The following is a 16,421-nucleotide window of genomic DNA, read 5'->3' as shown; positions in this document are numbered from 1 at the left end:
ACTCAATGGACGAGATACGCAATGGATAACTTAGAAAAGCTCCGCAATGAACAGCCTCCGGCAACCAGACAGGTTCGTTTGGATCATCACGACAGTGTGCGAAGTCACGTGCATCAGAGAGTGAGCACCGAAGTCGAGCGATTAGAGCGTCGGATTGAGGCTTTACGCTTCGCCAAAGCACCCCATGTAGCCGTTATGATTACAGCCTACGAGCGCATGATTGACCGCAAAAAAGGCTTTTTGCAGAACTGGGAACTGGATGAGTGGCGCCATTACTGACGCTCTGTAGACCCCGTTGCAGCCCAGCTTACGATAGCTTCGCTATCTGGCAGATTGTCGCAATAGGCTGGGTTTGGGCTAGTTTTGTTAGGGCTGTCAGCGGTCGGAGTTTCAAGTGCTGCTGGCTCGCCGTTGGACGTAAAAATCCTCACGGTTGACGTCACATAGTTCAGGTCAACTCTTAGGCAGTCAGGGCTCAAGTCATTCAGGTTTACGCTGTCATAACGATTCAAATCCAAGACCCGATTGTCAGCACTTTTGATAAAAAGCGTGTCGGTTTTATTCCGAATGAATTCTTGCCTCAGTTCGATGCTACCGAAATTACGGCTGGCATAGTCTGCGGTAGCAAATTCGGGTTTGTTGTAGCCGCTGGTGACAAAGCTGTTGGCATCAAAACGGCTCCCGGCTAAGACGCTAACCAATTCTGGCTGCGCATCAACCTCTTCTGGCTCCACGCTCCGGCTTACATACTGAATTGTTCGGTACACCTTTTCTTCCAGACTATTGCCTTCAGCGTTAGCGGGTAGATATCGCCAGTCCAACGTTGGGTAAACCCATAGCTTTTCGTTCAACGCTAGGTCTCTCAGTGCGGCATCCTGCTCCGTAAACCGAATAAGAGCACCATTTCCCCGAGTGTTGTAGGTGCCAGCCTCTTCATCAGCAATGCGTTGGCTGATGTACTTTCGGCCTTCCCGGAAATTCGTGCTTTGGTTCGATGCAATGATCTGATTGATCAGGTCGAGAGGGTTCCGTACTTTTCTATAGTTATTGCCATCCTCAGCACGGGTTGCTCGAATAAACCTGTCAACATGGCTGCGAATCTCGTTTGCCGTCTCGCGGTTATCGGCATTGTCGTCACTGCCGCTGGGTTGAATACCTTGATAGAAATCCCAGAACCGGGTGTGCTTAAGGTTATCGGGTGCTGATTCGGTATTTTCAATGTCAAATGTTGAAAAGCCCAAATCTACGTTAGTGGCAGGGTTGAATGCGCTTGGGCCCGTATCCTCCATCCCGCACCCGCTAAGGAGTGTGAGTGAGATGGCGGCAAAAAAGTAAGAGTGTCTCATTTCAGAAGGCCCTGAGGTGCGAAATCAACCATAAACGACTAAAGTAATTACCCGCGGGGCGCTATGCCCCGATCCGACTGCTGACAATAAACTATAAGACAGGCACCTGCCCTCGCGGAGATCACATTTTGCAGCAACGGTGTACCCCGGCGTTCGGCAAAGCCATGCAATGGTTGCTTGCCGCGATAGTTATGATCGCTACTCTAGCGCCCGGAATGGCAGACGCTCAAGAGCAGTGTGTGAATGGCCAGCTTGTTCTAAAAAGCAATACGGACAGCGTTCGCGATTTTGGCGGCTGCATATCCTATCTGGAGGATGCCGGTCAGCTCTATCTTTTGTCAGACATTCTTACCACGGAGTCTGAGCGGTTTACCCAACATGAAAGCGGTGTGCTGAACTTTGGCTACACAGAGTCCGCCTACTGGACTCGGTTTGATGTACGCGCAGACGCTGGAGAGACTGATTCAGAGTGGATTTTGGAGCTAGCGCTGCCGCTTGTGGACGAAGTTGTGCTGTACTTGGTGCGCGATGGCGAGTTGATCGATCAACGAAAGGCAGGCTACCACGGCAATTGGGCAGAGCGTGATCTAGCCGTACCCAATCCAACATTCCGGCTTGATCTAGAGCCAAATAGCGTTACCTCGGTGTACCTGCGCATCATCAATACCAACACCTTTCGCTTGCCCATTAGCCTTTGGAGCCCTGATAGTTACATCGAAAAAGTGTCGGTGGACGAAATCATTCGTGGTGCGCTGCTCGGAAGCCTGCTGGCTATTTTGGCGTATAACCTGTTTGTAGCAGTGTCGGTTCGCGAACGCAGTAATATCTATTACGTGCTTTACTTGGTCTCGGCGGCAGTATTTATTGCAACCGAGCAGGTCCATGGCATCCAGCTTTTAGACAGCCGCCCGGCGCTGTTCAATAAAGAATATCTGCACTTTCAGATCATCATGACATGGTTCTGGGGCCTTCTGATGGCCAGAGCACTGCTGGAAACGCGCACCCGGTCAGTAGATCTGGACCGGGTTCTAATCATGTGCTTGTACTCAGTCATTCTTACCTTCGTTTTGTCTGTGTTCGTTCCTTACCACACGGCCATGGAATGGATTGTTATTGGTTCGATGTTGCTTTGCCTTATTTTGATTGTGGTCAGCTATCTGTCTTGGCGCTATTACAATCCGGCTGCGCGCTCATACTTTTTTGCCTGGACGCTGGCGCTCATTGGTTTTAGTATCTATGCCCTCACGGTTATGGGCTACTTGCCGCTGAATGCGTTCACTGGTTACGCTCCCCAAGTCGGGCTTACTGCGCAGATTATTTTGTTCTCTTTCGCTTTGGCAGACCGCATAAAACAGGTTCAGGGTCAGGCATTAAACTGGAGCCGGCGAGCACTGGCTAACCTTCAGCGCTACCAGTCACTCTTTGATAACGCCATTGAAGGCGTATTCCAGATGTCGGCTGGGCGCCAGTTTGTAACGGCTAACCCCGCCATGGCGCGTTTAATGGGCTATGGCAACAGCCGGGAGCTGTTGCAAAGCAATCCGGACGTACTGGAGGCATGCATTGCTGATGACCGGCTGCGGGAATTGGTGGTTGAGCAGCTGGAAGCTAGGGGCACAGTAAAGGGCGTAGAGGCCCGCTACCTAACCCGGTCGGGGGACGAGCGCTGGGCGATTATCTCCCTTCACACCGCTTACGATACGGAAGGTGAACCCACGCATCTTGAGGGGACGTGTGTAGACTCTACGGAGAGCCACCGACGCCAACGTATTGAGCGCGAGCGAGAACAGGAGCGGTTAGAGAAAGAGTTGGCCCGCAACTCTGCCGAAGCAAAGAGCCAGTTTCTCGCCAATATGAGCCATGAGATTCGCACACCCTTAGCCGCCATCATCGGCTACGGCGAAACGCTGATGGATCCGGATCTTGATGAACAGGAAAAGCGCAGCAGCGCTGAAACAGTCGTTCGGAGCGGGCGGCATCTGCTGGAACTGGTGAATGACATTCTCGACCATTCCAAAATTGATGCGAACAAGCTGGATGTGGATATAGTTTCAGTAAACCTCCCCGAGCTTCTGGATGAAATCCGTGCCTTTTTTGCACCGCGAGCCCGAGAAAAAGGACTGGATTTCAATATTGCTTCTGAGTTTCCCTTGCCCGAGCAAATTCAAACAGACCCAACCCGTTTGCGTCAGATCATCATCAATTTGTGTGGAAACGCCCTCAAATTTACTGAAAAAGGGTCTATTTGCCTTTCCATTCAATGTGATCGCGAAGACGAAACTCTGATTGCCAAAGTTGTGGATACAGGAATTGGCATGAAGCCGGAGCAGATAGGTCGTCTGTTCGATCCTTTTGCTCAGGGCAGTGCAGCAATTTCCCGCCAGTATGGTGGCACCGGCCTTGGCCTCAGTATTTCCCGCCGGCTGGCCGAAATGCTAGGTGGCAGTATCCGTGTTAGCAGCACATACGGAGAAGGCAGCGAGTTTGAGCTATCTATTCGCACTGGGCCGCTGGAACAGGTCCACTTTTTGCGCGACGCTTCAGAGTTAAGCCAGCGTCGTCGAAGTATCCCAATGGCGGCAGCACCGCGCCTTTCGGGGCGTATACTTTGTGCGGAAGACAATGATGTAAATCGTCGTCTGGTTTCACTGCTGGTCGGCCGCACTGGCGCTGAGCTGGTTCACGTAGGTAACGGCGCGGAAGCTCTGGAAATGGCTATCCGGGAATCATTTGATCTAATTCTTATGGATATCCAGATGCCGGTTATGAATGGTCGGGATGCTACCGCAGCCTTGCGTGAGGCCGGGGTGAATACACCGGTGATTGCGCTGACAGCGAATGTGATGACCGAAGATATTGCCGATTACCGGTTAGCTGGCTGCAACGAGCATTTGGCAAAGCCCATCGACAAGCAACGCTTCTATGACGTGTTGGCGCGATATTTGGAGGTTCAGGCTGACCGCTCAAGAATGCCAGCGCAGCAATACAATGGCCGTGTGTTGGTGGCTGAAGACCACGCCGAGAACCGGCAGTTGGTGGAGCGTATGTTGAGCCGTCTGGGTTTGGAAGTAATGTCCGTTACCGCAGGCGACGAAGCCGTGCGCAAGGCCCTTTCGGAGCCCGTGCAATTGGTGCTGATGGATAGGCACATGCCTGTCATGGACGGAGTGGAGGCAACCCGGCTGCTCCGGCAGGCGGGATTTAGACGCCCGATTATTGCGTTTACCGCTGGCGACCAGCAAGAAACCGACGCCTTGCGTGAGGCGGGCTGTGACGGGGTGCTGGAGAAACCGATAGATGAGTACCGTCTTCAGGCGCTGCTGAGTCGGTTTTTGGATTCTGCGCCAGCGCGAGAGCAAGAGGATGCGGAAGCGGACGAGGACGAGGTTATCAGTCGTCTGACAGCCCAATTCCTGTCAGGGTTGGGTGAACGCAGGCAGCGAATGAGCCAAGCGATAGCAGACAAAGACAAAGCCGTGCTTGCGTCTGAAGCGCATCAAATAAAAGGTTCAGCTGGTGCTGTGGGTTATCCTGAGATGACCCGTCAGGCCGGTATTGTCGAGGGGCTGTTAAAGGCAGCGGACCCACAATGGCAACTGATACGCTGTGAGTTTGCAGTATTGGATGGGATGATCGAGCGTGAACAACCACAGAGCGAAACAGGATTGAACTAATGAGTGAGCGTCAACTGCACCGTGAACAACATTCAATGAGCATGATGTATGGCACCTATGCCGACATTTTGTTCGTGCTTTTTCCGTTTCTTGTTATCGGTATGCAGCGCCTTTGGGATGGACGCCTTTATGAAATGTTGATGCATGCAGATTTGAGCATAGCGGCAGCCATACTTGCCGGGTTGGCTATCGGCAAATTCGTGCTGGGGCTAGTGACCAACCGGGACCTTGGACGCTACAAGGAGCGTATTGTATTCTTCATAGCTCTAACGTTATTTGTGGTGCTAGGGCCAGCCATCATCCTTATACTAAGTATCATGGGCGGTGCGGAAGTTCCGGGTTTTGTGGTCTTTGTGCAGCCAACATTGCTGATTATCGCAATTTCCCTCTATTCGACAGCTGTCGGTATAAGCAATATTTTAACCCGTGACGACGGCCACGAAGGCTATGCCACGAGCGCTGATGAGCACTCAGATGGCTATGCCAGCGCGAATCGGGCCGGGCATGCGCCTTTAGATCTGCCCCGGAACACTGGCACAGATTCTTGGTAGTGACTGCCCTGCAGGAACACTGCGCAACCATACGCCCGGCGAAAAGGAGATAAAAATGGATAAGTTGACGGTACTGGTTGTGGAAGACGAGCCTGTGATACGCGAGCGACTGGTCGACATGCTTTATAAAGCCGGGGCCACCAGCGTAACGGATTGCGAGAGCGCTGCGTTGGGCCGTAAGGCTTTTGACGATGGCAAATTCGACATCATACTTCTGGATCTTGGCCTGCCGGACGGCGATGGTCATGAATTGATGAAAGAGTTTAAAAAGGCGCGAGAGGGTCAGCACGTTGTTTTGGTTACTGCAGATGACTCCATAGAGAGTATACAGCGGGCAATCAGCGCTGGTGCGAACGGCTATGTTGTTAAGCCTTACTCCCAAGAAAAAATTCACGATGTGATCAGTAACTATGCGGTGGTGCACGGTGGTGATGCGGCTATTATGCAGGGTCTGAACCGGCACCACTAAAACCGGTTCAGACCTCGTTCTTACGTGCTACGCCACCTGACGGGCAATCCAAGAGTTGTGGCGGGTAGCCAGCGCACGAACGTAGCGGGCTTCCGCGCTGCCCAAAGTGGCCAGCACACCATTAAAGATCCAGCCTCTCTCGTACAATCCAAGTACTCTCTGTTCGTCATCTAGATTAACGCGTTGGTTCAGCTTCTTGCAGATGGCGTCCAGTAGCGGCAGTTGTTCCGGGCGGCGTATGGCCCCAGACCGGCTATTCATAGGCTGGTTAGCGGCACGCGTTGTATGTTGTCTTTTCATGCTGATCTCCTTGTCGTTTTGCGATGGCAAAAACAAAACCCCGGAGCTGTGAGCAACCGGGGTTTGGCGGAGACGCTGACCCGGTCGCTGCAAAGGCTCCCGGGAACTGACCGAAAGCCGTTAGATATCGTTTACCAACGCACGCACACAATGCCTTTTGAGGCAGTCTGCTGCGGCATTCATCATAGGCTGTGGATTCATTCGGTTCATATTCGGCGTTTTGGGTGTATTTGGTTCAATAGTGTATCCGTTAACCTCGTGTTTGCAATAGCCTAAAGTTTTGGCACCCTCCTTCTACGGGCGGAGATTATCGCGGTAGTGGTTAGTTCGTAGCCACTAATTCGTACAGATATTAAGGGCTGTATGGGGGATGATTTGTACACTAACTAAACACCCACGCCGATAAACAGTAGAGGTTGAAACCTAAGAAAATGTCCGACGAATCCGGATCTCCCCGTAATAAGTTCCGTTTCCATTTTGTCGTAGAAATTGTTTTGATAGCCGCATTGGCCCTATACATGGTATTAGCCAAGGGGCAGGTTGTTGGTGATGACCTTGTCTTCACCGTTGCCGGAGCTGGCTTGATGGCGCTGGTTACCTACTGGACGTTATCCACTCTGAGGGGCGGTCTGGAAATAATGGCCCTGAGAGCGCGGTCACTCAAGCACTGACGTATTCCCATGTTTTCTGCAGGATCAGAGCGTCGTTTGCAGCCCGGTGAACGGGCAGGCCAAGGTTCGAAATAACCTTCTGGCGTGCAGACGGCCATTGTTCTACCTGCTTGGGGTTGAGCAGCGCCGAGATACATTCCAGATGAAATCCGGGCTCCACATTGGCGGCCCGGAATAGCCGGTAGAGCCAGAAACTGTCAAATGTCCAGGCGTCACAGAACACCTGCCCAGACAGCAATCGGTTCAGACGTTGGGCCACCTCGGTTACGTCCTTCCCCTCTGTTACAAGACTGGTTCTGGAAATACCATGAACCTGCTCTGAGCTCTCTGACCAGTCCTTCCAAAGTGCGTGAGGCGCGATTAGCCAGCTGTGCAGAGTGCTATCGGGCATGCAAACGCCCACCTCAATGGGGTAACTTGAGATCAGGCTCAGGCTTGATGCCTCGAAGTCGATGAACGCCGGTCGCTGTTCTGTAATCATTGGCAGTCTGGCTTGTGGTTTGATTTAGTGGCAGTTTACCCGCCCGCCTTCGGGGACGCGAACCCAACTTGCTTCTGCGCTGTTACAATAGGTCCACTTTATTGCGCAGCCTTTACAGTAGCCTTTATTCCCTCTTGCCAGGAGCCTGCATGACTGACACCGTGGTTGTAATCTATTCCGGAGGTATGGACTCCTTTACCCTACTTCACCGCGCCCGCGCCCAAGGGTTGCGAGTACATGCGTTATCCTTCAACTATGGCCAGCGCCATGTGCGTGAACTGGATGTTGCGCGCTCGGTATCTGCTGCTTTGGATATCCCCCACAAGGTGATTGATATTCGCGCCATGAGCGAGGTTATGTCTGGTTCTGCGCTTACATCAGACAGCGAGATACCCGAAGGCCACTACGAAGAAGAAAGCATGAAAGCTACAGTGGTGCCCAACCGCAACATGATTCTGCTCTCCTTGGCCACGGGCTATGCGGTGACGGTAAACGCTGGTGCGGTTTGGTATGGCGCCCATGGTGGGGATCATGCAATTTACCCTGACTGTCGGCCAGAATTTGTAGAAAAAATGGACGCTGTGTGCCGGGTGGCCAACTACGAGCCCGTGGGCATTGAGGCACCCTTCATGCACATGACCAAGGGCGAAATTCTAGCTGAAGGCCTGAAGCTCGGGCTTAACTACGCCCAAACCTGGACCTGCTACAACGGTCGTGAAAAGGCTTGTGGGCTCTGTGGTTCATGTGTAGAACGGCTTGAAGCGTTTTCAGAGAATGGCCTTGCAGATCCATTGGCGTACGAGGCAGGTCGCTGATGTACAAAGTAAAAGAAGCCTTTTACACCTTGCAAGGCGAGGGTGCTCAAGCCGGTCGTGCTGCGGTGTTTTGCCGTTTCAGTAAGTGCAACCTGTGGACCGGCCGAGAAAAAGACCGGGCAACAGCGGTGTGTCATTTCTGCGATACAGACTTTATTGGCACCGATGGTCAAAACGGTGGGGCTTTTGACACTGCAGAAGCTCTGGCGGCTCACATTCGCAGCCTTTGGCCGGATGCGCCGGGTGCACCTTATGTGGTTTGTACGGGTGGAGAGCCATTGTTGCAATTAGATGAAGCGCTGGTTGAGGCCTTACATCACTTGGGTTTTGAGGTGGGTGTGGAAACCAATGGTACCCTGCCCGCGCCATCTGGTATTGACTGGCTATGTGTGAGTCCCAAGGCGGAAGCCCCCGTAGTGATTGAAACCTGCGATGAACTGAAACTGGTGTACCCTCAGCCCAAAGCCATGCCGGAAAGATTTGTGCACATCAACGCCCGGCATTTTTTCCTATCGCCCATGGCTTCTCCGTCTGCGCCTGATGGCGAGTCAGACCCGGTTAAACAGAGTAATACTCGCAAGGCCACTGACTACTGTCTGGCTCATCCCCGCTGGCGGCTGACACTGCAAATGCACAAAATTATCGGCATCGATTGATTATGCGGGGGCTGGTGTTTGGGCCTGTAGAACCATGCCACTGGATTGACGTTCCAAACCTCTGAATTGGCTTGGGCTTATGCCCGTCCAACGTTTGAAGGCGCGGGTGAAGTTTGCGGCATCTGCATAGCCTAAAACGTCCGCAATTTGGTTTAAGTTCATGTTAGTGCCGGTGAGCAATTCCCGCGCGCGATCCAGCCTAACTTGATCCACCAGAGACTGAAAGCTGGCGTTTTCTTCCTGCAGGCGGCGTTTTAACGTGCGCTCGGATACAAACAGAGTCGCAGCCACTCTGGCTAGCTTTGGAGGGAACGGATGACTGGTCTCAATCACCCGCCTTACCCGGCAGTCAAAGCCCGCATTTTCGTTAAGCTGCTTCAGTGCTTTTTCGCACTGCGCGCGAGACGACTGCGCAAGCTGGTCGTCGCTAAAGCGTATAGGCGCTGACAGAGCTGCATGGGAGACAACTAACGCATCCTCCTGAGAACCATAGTCAACCGGAATGACGATCGATTGCCGGAAGCGGTGAAAATAGGAGGGTTCAGGCCCTTTTCTCAGAATTCCAGCGCCTGTAATAGCAGTACCGATAAGCTGTGTACCCATAAAAACGCAGCCAAACAACATGGCATCCATTATGAATCCTTTCAGTGGTCCCGGATCACCATCACAAACAATGGTGTAATGCATGGCACCACCTTTTTCGCGGCAGCTAACGCTGAGGTTTGGTGCGCGTAGGGTGAGGTAACGGGTCATAAGGTCCAGCGCATCCTTCAGTGTTCGGCTGCTCATAATCGCCACGCCTAGAGCACCGTGCAAAGGTAGCTTTAGCTCGCGGGCTAGCATAACGCCAAGGCCGGGCTCTCCACTTTCGATGATGGCGCGGGTCACGAACTCACTGGCTTGTGCATGGCTTACTCGAACGTCTGTGGATTGCAGCCGAACCGGGTCCAGTCCAACCCTAAGCAGCAGGTTACGCTCGTCCAAACCGATGGCCTTCAGCAGTTCGGCCAGTATATGTAGGTAGATGGCCGGCATACCCAGATCCTGTGTAGCGGAGGCAGAAGCACCCATGGGAATCCTTGCAATAAGCGGTTCTTGTTGTCTGATTTAGTTAACTCGCTTGGATTATGACCTTTGCCGCTTCTCTCCCCCATGACCTCAATGACGGGTCTGCGGGTGCACGAAGCCAATCGGACAGTGCAATGGCGTAATCGTGTTGGGGTTTGAGGGGGTTATGTCAAAGTTGGATATCGGTAATTATCGGGTTGTGGTCGGAGGAGCGCCAAGGCGATACAGCGGTGCCCGACAGATTGTTACGATAACCTAGAGCCGGGGGTTCGTCGGCGTTAATTGTCCATGTTTGGGCACTGAGAACCCGTGGCTTGAGCGACGAGGATGCAAAGGCGTAATCCAGTGATCCCTTTTCACCTTTGTACCTGTAGGTGTAGTGATCGCACTCGTGTGCTGTGCACGGGTGGAAATGGTGCACCATGCTGGTGAAGCCTGCACGTTGCAGGGCTTGAAGTGGCGCTTCGCGGAAATAGCTGTTGAGGTCGCCGGTAATCAATGTACCCGCCAGATCGGGTACTTGAGGAAGTTGCTCAAGCCATTCCACAAGCGCTCGGGTCGCGTCTACGCGGCGCTGGGCATAGCAGCCTTGGCCGTCGTTTCTGTCTTGGTCTCGACCGGTCGCACCTTTGCAAGATTTTGATTTTAGGTGAGGCACCGCCAGCCGAACAGCAAGGCGCTGCCCTTTGGGTCTAAACGTTTGCGCCAATGGCGGCCGGCCTTGTGTGTTGAAAAGGCCTGTTTTCAGGCGCTCCGGTTGAGCTTCGGCGACGATGCGATCATGGCGATAAAGTATGCCGGTGCGTATTTGGTCGCGGCCGTCAGCGTTAGGCGTAGCCACAAACGCCCACTCTGGCCCAAGAGCTTCCGCAAGCTGTGCTATTGCGCTGGTTTCGCTGTAGCCGTCACTTTCCAGTTCGCTTATCGCCAGAATATCCGGGTCCGGGCGCCGCATAGCTTCTACCAACCGCCGGTGCTGCACCCCAAGTGCGAGAGCTGTCGATGCCCCACGGGAAGTCGGAAAACCCATGCCTCTACCGTCACCGTTGAAGTAATTCTCCAGATTCATTGTCATAACCCGAATGTGCGGGGTGTCTGGTCGTGCAGGGGCGGGGCGGCGGGCATTCACAGTCTCGAAAACCGGCGGGCGCTCCGGCTGTACCCGCCAAGCACCAAAACGATAATCAAGAATACCGGATATGTTATGGATTCTGTCGCCACTGCGGATAGTGTTCTTGCCGGTTAGACCATCCGGAGGCCAGGGAATCGGATCGGGCTCGCGTGCGCCACGACCATCGTCAAGAAGCAGGCGTTGTTGCCTATTACGCCCTGCGATTTGTGCCGCCTGCGGGCCAGGCTCCATATACTCGGTAGGCATAATTTGGTCGCCAGCCGCTAATGTGAGTTCACCGAAACGTGCGAGATTCCAGGAGTCTATAATCGTTAGGGGCTGGGTGACCCGCACTCGCATGTTTTCCATCGATTCCAGAGCGTTAGGCCACAATAGGGTTAAATTTTGAGGCTTCGGAAGATCGGCTGGGCCACACGACTTAATGGTTTTAATATCGACCAGTTCGGTCAGGTTATGAAATTCTTTTACTGTGCCGGTAACCCGCAAGCGCTCTCCCGGCATTCCGGTTTTTTTACGAGTATAAATAAACAGGGCTTCTGAGGTTTCGGGATTATTATCGGTTTCACCGTCGGCCTGTTGTAAATAAAAGCCGTCAAATCCACCTTCCATGCGGGCATTGAATGTAAGAACGCCTTCAACGGTAACGCGGTGGCCAACCAGCGGTGAGGTGTCTCCCCGGCCCTGAATCTCAGAAATCGGAGTCGCGGCATCGCCACAGTTACTTGCTGCCAGTACCAGCGGGGTTGGCAGCAGTAACAGAGACAGAGCTAAGGCACGAATGCAATCTGTGCTTGAGGTCATAGTGGCCGGCTATTGGCTAGCGGTGGCCCGCAACCGCTTTCAAGGCGCGTTCGCGTTTGCTGCCAAACCCGAGTTGGTCCGGATTGGTTAGCTCAAGCTGCTGGATGAGTGGGTCTGGGTGTTGGCTATCAAGTGTGACGCCGAGCCGCGACAATACATAGGGCGCCAAGGCGGCCCGAGTTTCAACACTCAAATACCCGTTCTCCATTCCGTAATCCAACGCTATGATCTTCTGCTGAGCCTCGGTCAGGCGGTGGTCGGGGGAGATGCTCATGGTGACGCTGCGGTTCCAGTCATCATCTTGCTGCACGGTATGCTTGGCTTTTTGCCGCAGCGCTACGGGAGCTGAGTGGAACCGGCTAAGAGCAAAATCCCGATATTCACGGTTGGAATCGCACCAGGCGCGGAGGTGCCAATTGGTGCCGGTGCATACCAGGGTGTGTGGCTCAAGAATGCCTTCTACAGCCTCGGGGCGGCTTAGGGAAGAGTAGCTGGCCCTGAGCTGGCGGCCATGGCGTGTGGCAGCCACAACAGCGCGCATGATTTCGGGGGCTATAACGCGGTTCGGGCTGAAAACAACCGTGCTGTCGGGCAAGCCGATATCCAGAGTTTCAAACGTGTTGCTGAGGCTCTGTTGGCGAGCGAGCAAGTCCATGTATTCGTTCACATGCCCCCGGGTTACAACGGGCTTATATCTAGCCGAAGGCACATAGCCTTTCAGGTGGCGATCATAAACAAGATTGCCTGGAGCAAGTTCGCGTAGGTATGTGTTTATATCCTTAGATGCCTGCTGCCGACCGATACCAAAGCTGTGGCATATGTGGTTCGTCGTCAGGCGACCCTCCCACAGTGCGATGGTCTCGATGAGTCGGTAGCGAAGCAGCAAATCCCATCGGATGGGCCAGTCCGTTTTTTTCATAACCAGACGCTCACGGGTTCATTGAGTAATGGCTGTATATTACCTCCTAAGGGTGTTTCGGTCTGTTACGGCACATTAATGTAAAATTTTGTGAAACCGCGTTGTGGCGGGGCCTGATGCATGGTGGTGCCGCCTCGCGGCTACGGGAAGTGCTTAGTAGTCACCGCCCCGGCGTGCTGTTGTAATATCCAGCTAGAAATTTCCCGGAGTTTCCGCCATGACCCGAATGGTCGCTTCGCTTTCTGCTCTTCTTTTGAGCATTGTTTTGCTGGTCAGCGGAAATGCGTTTCTGATGACGCTGCTGGGTATCCGCCTGAGCATTGAATCGGTTTCACCCGACACTATCGGTTGGGTGTTGGTGTGTTATTCCATTGGTTTTGTTCTGGGCACCCTATACGTACATCAAATCATTGGACGTGTGGGACATATACGAGCCTTCGCAGCCTTTGCAGCGATTGCAGCCGTCACGTCATTGTTGTACCCAATGGCTATATCGATGGTGTTCTGGGCGCTCCTGCGGGTGCTTTCGGGCTTTACGATTGCGGGCGTGCTTGTTGTTATCGAAAGCTGGTTCTCCAGCCGTGCCAGCAACAGCAACCGCGGCGCACTGTTTGCCATTTACCAAATTGTTTTTTATCTCTCTGCGGCGGGCGGCCAGCTTATTATTAATGTGGGCGACCCGGCCAATTTCATGCCGTTTTCCATAGCGGCTATTTTGCTGACACTGGCGCTTGTTCCCTTATCGCTTACCCGCATGGAAGCTCCGGTTATCGAGCAGGTTCAACGTATTTCTTTCTTCACGCTGGCCCGTGAATCGTTCACAGGTGTCGCTGGCGCTCTGATTTGTGGCGTGCTGATTGGAGGCTTTTATGCGTTAGGGCCGGTGTATGCAACGCTCATGGGGTTGGATGTCGCCAAAACATCTTCATTCATGGCAAGCGCCATTGTTGCAGCCATGTTGCTTGCATGGCCACTTGGTCGATTGTGTGATCGCTTTGATCGTCGCCGTGTAATGTTCTGGGTGGCTTTCTTTGCAGCCCTTGCCGCAGTTGGCGTTAGCTTTACAGGCGCTGACGACCTTTGGTTGCTCACACTTCTTGTGGGCGCCTTCACTGGCTTCTCGGCAACGATTTATCCGATCTCTGTCGCCATAACCAACGACCGTATGGAAAGCACGCGCATTGTGGCTGCCAGTGCGACGCTGTTGCTCAGTTACGGTGTGGGCAGCGTCATTGGCCCTATCGTTATGGCAGAGCTGATCAATCTACTGGGTCCGAAAGGCTTGTTTTTGGGTAACGCCGGGTTTTTGCTGATTCTTGCTGCAATTACTTCTCTGCGCATTACCTACACAGAAGACGTGGCGGTGGAAGATCAGGAGCATTATGTGCCTGCAATGCCGGAAACGTCGTCTGTGTTAACTGAACTCGATCCGCGAAATACCGAGTTTCAGGAGTCTCCTGAGATTGAGGAGATGAACGAGGAAGCCTTGCGTCAGACAGGCTGATTTCAGGTTACAGCCCCGCTTTTCGGTTTTTCCCGATTCTGTTTTTGCTTTAACATCTGTTTTTATTTCAATGGTTAGCTTACTATTGGTAGCTTTCCTGTAATGTAAGCCTTTTGGTCGGTACTGTGTGACTCGCGGATCGCGATTCCGGCCCTGGAACGGAGTAGTCGTTATGAAAGATCAGTTCCCTTTTGCCGTCGCTCGAGTAACCCGTCGTTGGCGCAAACTATTGGATGAACGCCTGAAAGATTTGGGTGTCACCCAAGCGCGTTGGACCACAATGGTCTACCTGCGGGAAGGCGGTGAAGGCCTAACTCAGCGGGAGCTGGCCGGGTTGATGGCCATTGAGAACCCTACACTCGTGCGCTTGCTCGATAGCCTTGAACAGCAGGGCTTAATTGAACGCCGGGCTTGTCCAAACGATCGCCGGGCGCGCCGGCTGCACCTCACTGATCCCGGCCGCGATTTTATGGCTGTTCTTACAGCCCGCGCTGATGCGTTACGTGACGAAATGCTCGATGGCGTGAACCTTGCTGACATCGAAATTGCGCTCAAGGTGTTCCATAAAATCATGGATAACGCTGAAAAGCAGAAATAGTCACTTGAGTGATAATTCTGTTGAGGGCCTGGTGGCCCGTTATGGTGCGAAGTGGCGGTGGTTAGCAGTCTGTACGGTAATGGTGGGAACCATTGCGACCGTATTGAGTGCCACCGTGGTGAACGTAGCGCTCCACGAAATTATGGTGGAGTTTGGTATCCGTCAGGGTCAGGTGCACTGGTTGGCAACCGGGTTTATTGCGGCCATGACAACCACCATGTTGGCGTCTTCATGGTTGCTTGATCACTTCGGCGTGCGCAAGACACTGGCGGTTGCCATGGCAGTCTTCACGCTGATTTCGGTGATTGGCGGCTTTGCCAACACGCCAGAGCAGTTAATTGCAGCCCGTGTTGGGCAAGGTGCCATGGCTGGCCTTATGCAGCCCATGGGCATGTATTTAGTGTTCCGTATTTTCCCCCGTAACCGCCGCGGCCAAGCCATGGGCATCTATGGCATGGGTGTTGTATTGGCTCCAGCGCTTGGGCCTGTTCTAGGCGGTTTTCTGGTTGACCAGCTGGATTGGCGCTTTGTGATGTTTGCACCGGCGCCGGTCACCTTTATCGGGGTGTTTATGGCGCTTCGGTTTTTGCCCACGCCAGCTTCTCGGCCAGCGCCCTACCGATTCGATCTGCCCGGTCTGGTGTTGCTTGGAGCCACTGTCGGGCTTTCCCTGGATGCCCTGAACCGTTTACAGAATCTTGAGGGTCAGGAAGCTCGGGTTGCCATTGAAGGAATGCTGGCACTGGTGCTTTTGGTTATGTTCGTATTGCGCGAAAAGCGCATAAAGCACCCTTTGGTGAATGTTACTCTCCTGCGCAAGCCAAGCTTTTTGTACGCCAATCTGGGAGCTATGGCGCTCGGGTTGGCCCTGTTCGGTTCCACTTACTTAATACCCTTGTACGTTCAGACGGCTTTGGGCTACACAGCAACTCAAGCGGGTCTGCTGATGCTGCCCGCGGGTATTGTTTTGGGCATGACATTTCCACTGGCAGGAAAGCTGGCCGATCGTGGCGGTGATGCACGCAAACTGGTTATTTTCGGAATGGCTATGTTTGCCTCATCAGCGACTCTATTTGCGTTATCGAATCTTACCTTGGCTTTCGGCTGGCTTATGCTCTGGACAGTGTTCGGTCGCATAGGCATAGGGTTTATGTTGCCATCTTTGTCGATCGGCGCCTTGAATCCGCTTGAGCCCGAAGAGCTGGGCGCGGGCTCAAGTACCATCAACTTTACGCGCCAGCTGGGTGGAGCATTTGGGGTGAACATAGTGGCCCTGACCATTGAGTTCGGTGAGCATAGCGGCGGCGTGCCCACCATCAATGCCTTCCATTCCGCTTGGTGGTTGGTTGCCCTATTTGTTGCTGTTGCGGCACTGCCGGTTTGGCGCATGCGGGCTTAGCGTGTTTGCCTTGCCCGTTATGATTAACTAATATGGT

Annotated in this window: 16 protein-coding genes; 10 read left to right on the top strand and 6 right to left on the bottom strand. The window is 53.4% G+C overall.

Annotated features, from left to right (window positions below; translation table 11 throughout):
* Nucleotides 1-21 precede the first annotated feature (21 nt).
* Complete coding sequence (locus KO508_RS02265; protein WP_216006712.1) at nucleotides 22-279, top strand: hypothetical protein; 258 nt, start codon at nucleotides 22-24, stop codon at nucleotides 277-279.
* On the opposite strand, the gene KO508_RS02260 is transcribed toward KO508_RS02265, so the two are convergent.
* The gene (locus tag KO508_RS02260) at nucleotides 273-1,346 is read right to left on the bottom strand and encodes a hypothetical protein (RefSeq protein WP_216006711.1); all 1,074 of its coding nucleotides are present in this window, start codon (nucleotides 1,344-1,346) and stop codon (nucleotides 273-275) included. The genes KO508_RS02265 and KO508_RS02260 overlap by 7 nt on opposite strands.
* 128 nt (nucleotides 1,347-1,474) lie before the next feature.
* Between KO508_RS02260 and KO508_RS02255 the strand changes: the two genes are divergently transcribed.
* The 3 genes from KO508_RS02255 to KO508_RS02245 are packed head-to-tail and all read left to right on the top strand — an operon-like array spanning nucleotide 1,475 to nucleotide 6,040.
* A complete protein-coding gene (locus tag KO508_RS02255; protein ID WP_436836601.1) occupies nucleotides 1,475-5,020 on the top strand; it encodes a response regulator in 3,546 nt (1,181 codons plus the stop codon).
* A complete protein-coding gene (locus KO508_RS02250) occupies nucleotides 5,020-5,571 on the top strand; it encodes a hypothetical protein (protein WP_216006710.1) in 552 nt (183 codons plus the stop codon). The genes KO508_RS02255 and KO508_RS02250 overlap by 1 nt, the downstream gene beginning before the upstream one ends.
* A gap of 55 nt (nucleotides 5,572-5,626) precedes the next feature.
* The gene (locus tag KO508_RS02245; protein ID WP_216006709.1) at nucleotides 5,627-6,040 is read left to right on the top strand and encodes a response regulator; all 414 of its coding nucleotides are present in this window, start codon (nucleotides 5,627-5,629) and stop codon (nucleotides 6,038-6,040) included.
* Between the two features lie 27 nt (nucleotides 6,041-6,067).
* Here KO508_RS02245 and KO508_RS02240 read toward each other — a convergent pair whose 3' ends face one another.
* Nucleotides 6,068-6,340 (bottom strand): hypothetical protein, encoded by a 273-nt coding sequence (locus tag KO508_RS02240; protein WP_216006708.1) that lies wholly within the window; start codon nucleotides 6,338-6,340, stop codon nucleotides 6,068-6,070.
* 431 nt (nucleotides 6,341-6,771) lie between these two features.
* Between KO508_RS02240 and KO508_RS02235 the strand changes: the two genes are divergently transcribed.
* Nucleotides 6,772-7,011 carry a hypothetical protein gene (locus tag KO508_RS02235; protein WP_216006707.1) on the top strand — a complete coding sequence of 80 codons (240 nt, stop codon included), beginning with the start codon at nucleotides 6,772-6,774 and terminating at the stop codon, nucleotides 7,009-7,011.
* On the opposite strand, the gene KO508_RS02230 is transcribed toward KO508_RS02235, so the two are convergent.
* Nucleotides 7,001-7,492, bottom strand: coding sequence for a 3'-5' exonuclease (locus KO508_RS02230; RefSeq protein ID WP_216006706.1), 492 nt, complete (start codon nucleotides 7,490-7,492; stop codon nucleotides 7,001-7,003). The two genes, KO508_RS02235 and KO508_RS02230, sit on opposite strands and share 11 nt — an antisense overlap.
* A 149-nt stretch (nucleotides 7,493-7,641) precedes the next feature.
* Between KO508_RS02230 and queC the strand changes: the two genes are divergently transcribed.
* Nucleotides 7,642-8,307 (top strand): 7-cyano-7-deazaguanine synthase QueC, encoded by a 666-nt coding sequence (gene queC, locus KO508_RS02225; RefSeq protein WP_216006705.1) that lies wholly within the window; start codon nucleotides 7,642-7,644, stop codon nucleotides 8,305-8,307.
* Complete coding sequence (gene queE, locus KO508_RS02220) at nucleotides 8,307-8,963, top strand: 7-carboxy-7-deazaguanine synthase (protein WP_216006704.1); 657 nt, start codon at nucleotides 8,307-8,309, stop codon at nucleotides 8,961-8,963. Before queC ends, queE begins: the two co-directional genes overlap by 1 nt.
* Here queE and KO508_RS02215 read toward each other — a convergent pair whose 3' ends face one another.
* The 3 genes from KO508_RS02215 to KO508_RS02205 form a co-directional block, all read right to left on the bottom strand.
* Complete coding sequence (locus tag KO508_RS02215) at nucleotides 8,964-10,034, bottom strand: AraC family transcriptional regulator (protein WP_216006703.1); 1,071 nt, start codon at nucleotides 10,032-10,034, stop codon at nucleotides 8,964-8,966. It lies immediately after the preceding gene.
* Between the two features lie 166 nt (nucleotides 10,035-10,200).
* Nucleotides 10,201-11,964, bottom strand: a complete 1,764-nt coding sequence (locus KO508_RS02210; protein WP_216006702.1) for an ExeM/NucH family extracellular endonuclease — start codon at nucleotides 11,962-11,964, stop codon at nucleotides 10,201-10,203.
* A 16-nt stretch (nucleotides 11,965-11,980) separates the two neighbouring features.
* Nucleotides 11,981-12,883: a helix-turn-helix transcriptional regulator gene (locus KO508_RS02205; protein ID WP_216006701.1), complete on the bottom strand. Its 903-nt coding sequence runs from the start codon at nucleotides 12,881-12,883 to the stop codon at nucleotides 11,981-11,983.
* Nucleotides 12,884-13,100: 217 nt separating this feature from the next.
* Between KO508_RS02205 and KO508_RS02200 the strand changes: the two genes are divergently transcribed.
* From KO508_RS02200 to KO508_RS02190, 3 genes are all read left to right on the top strand, one after another.
* Entirely contained in the window at nucleotides 13,101-14,387 is a 1,287-nt protein-coding gene (locus tag KO508_RS02200) for an MFS transporter (RefSeq protein WP_216006700.1), read from the top strand.
* Between the two features lie 172 nt (nucleotides 14,388-14,559).
* A complete protein-coding gene (locus KO508_RS02195; RefSeq protein ID WP_216006699.1) occupies nucleotides 14,560-14,985 on the top strand; it encodes a MarR family transcriptional regulator in 426 nt (141 codons plus the stop codon).
* Nucleotides 14,986-14,989: 4 nt separating this feature from the next.
* On the top strand, nucleotides 14,990-16,384 hold the full coding sequence (locus KO508_RS02190; protein WP_216006698.1) for a DHA2 family efflux MFS transporter permease subunit: 1,395 nt from the start codon (nucleotides 14,990-14,992) through the stop codon (nucleotides 16,382-16,384).
* The last annotated feature ends 37 nt before the right edge of the window (nucleotides 16,385-16,421 follow it).

It is taken from the genome of Marinobacter salexigens (assembly GCF_018860765.1).
Lineage (GTDB): Bacteria > Pseudomonadota > Gammaproteobacteria > Pseudomonadales > Oleiphilaceae > Marinobacter > Marinobacter salexigens_A.
Note: the sequence above shows the minus strand (reverse complement) of the source record. Positions and strands in the feature narration are given on the sequence as shown.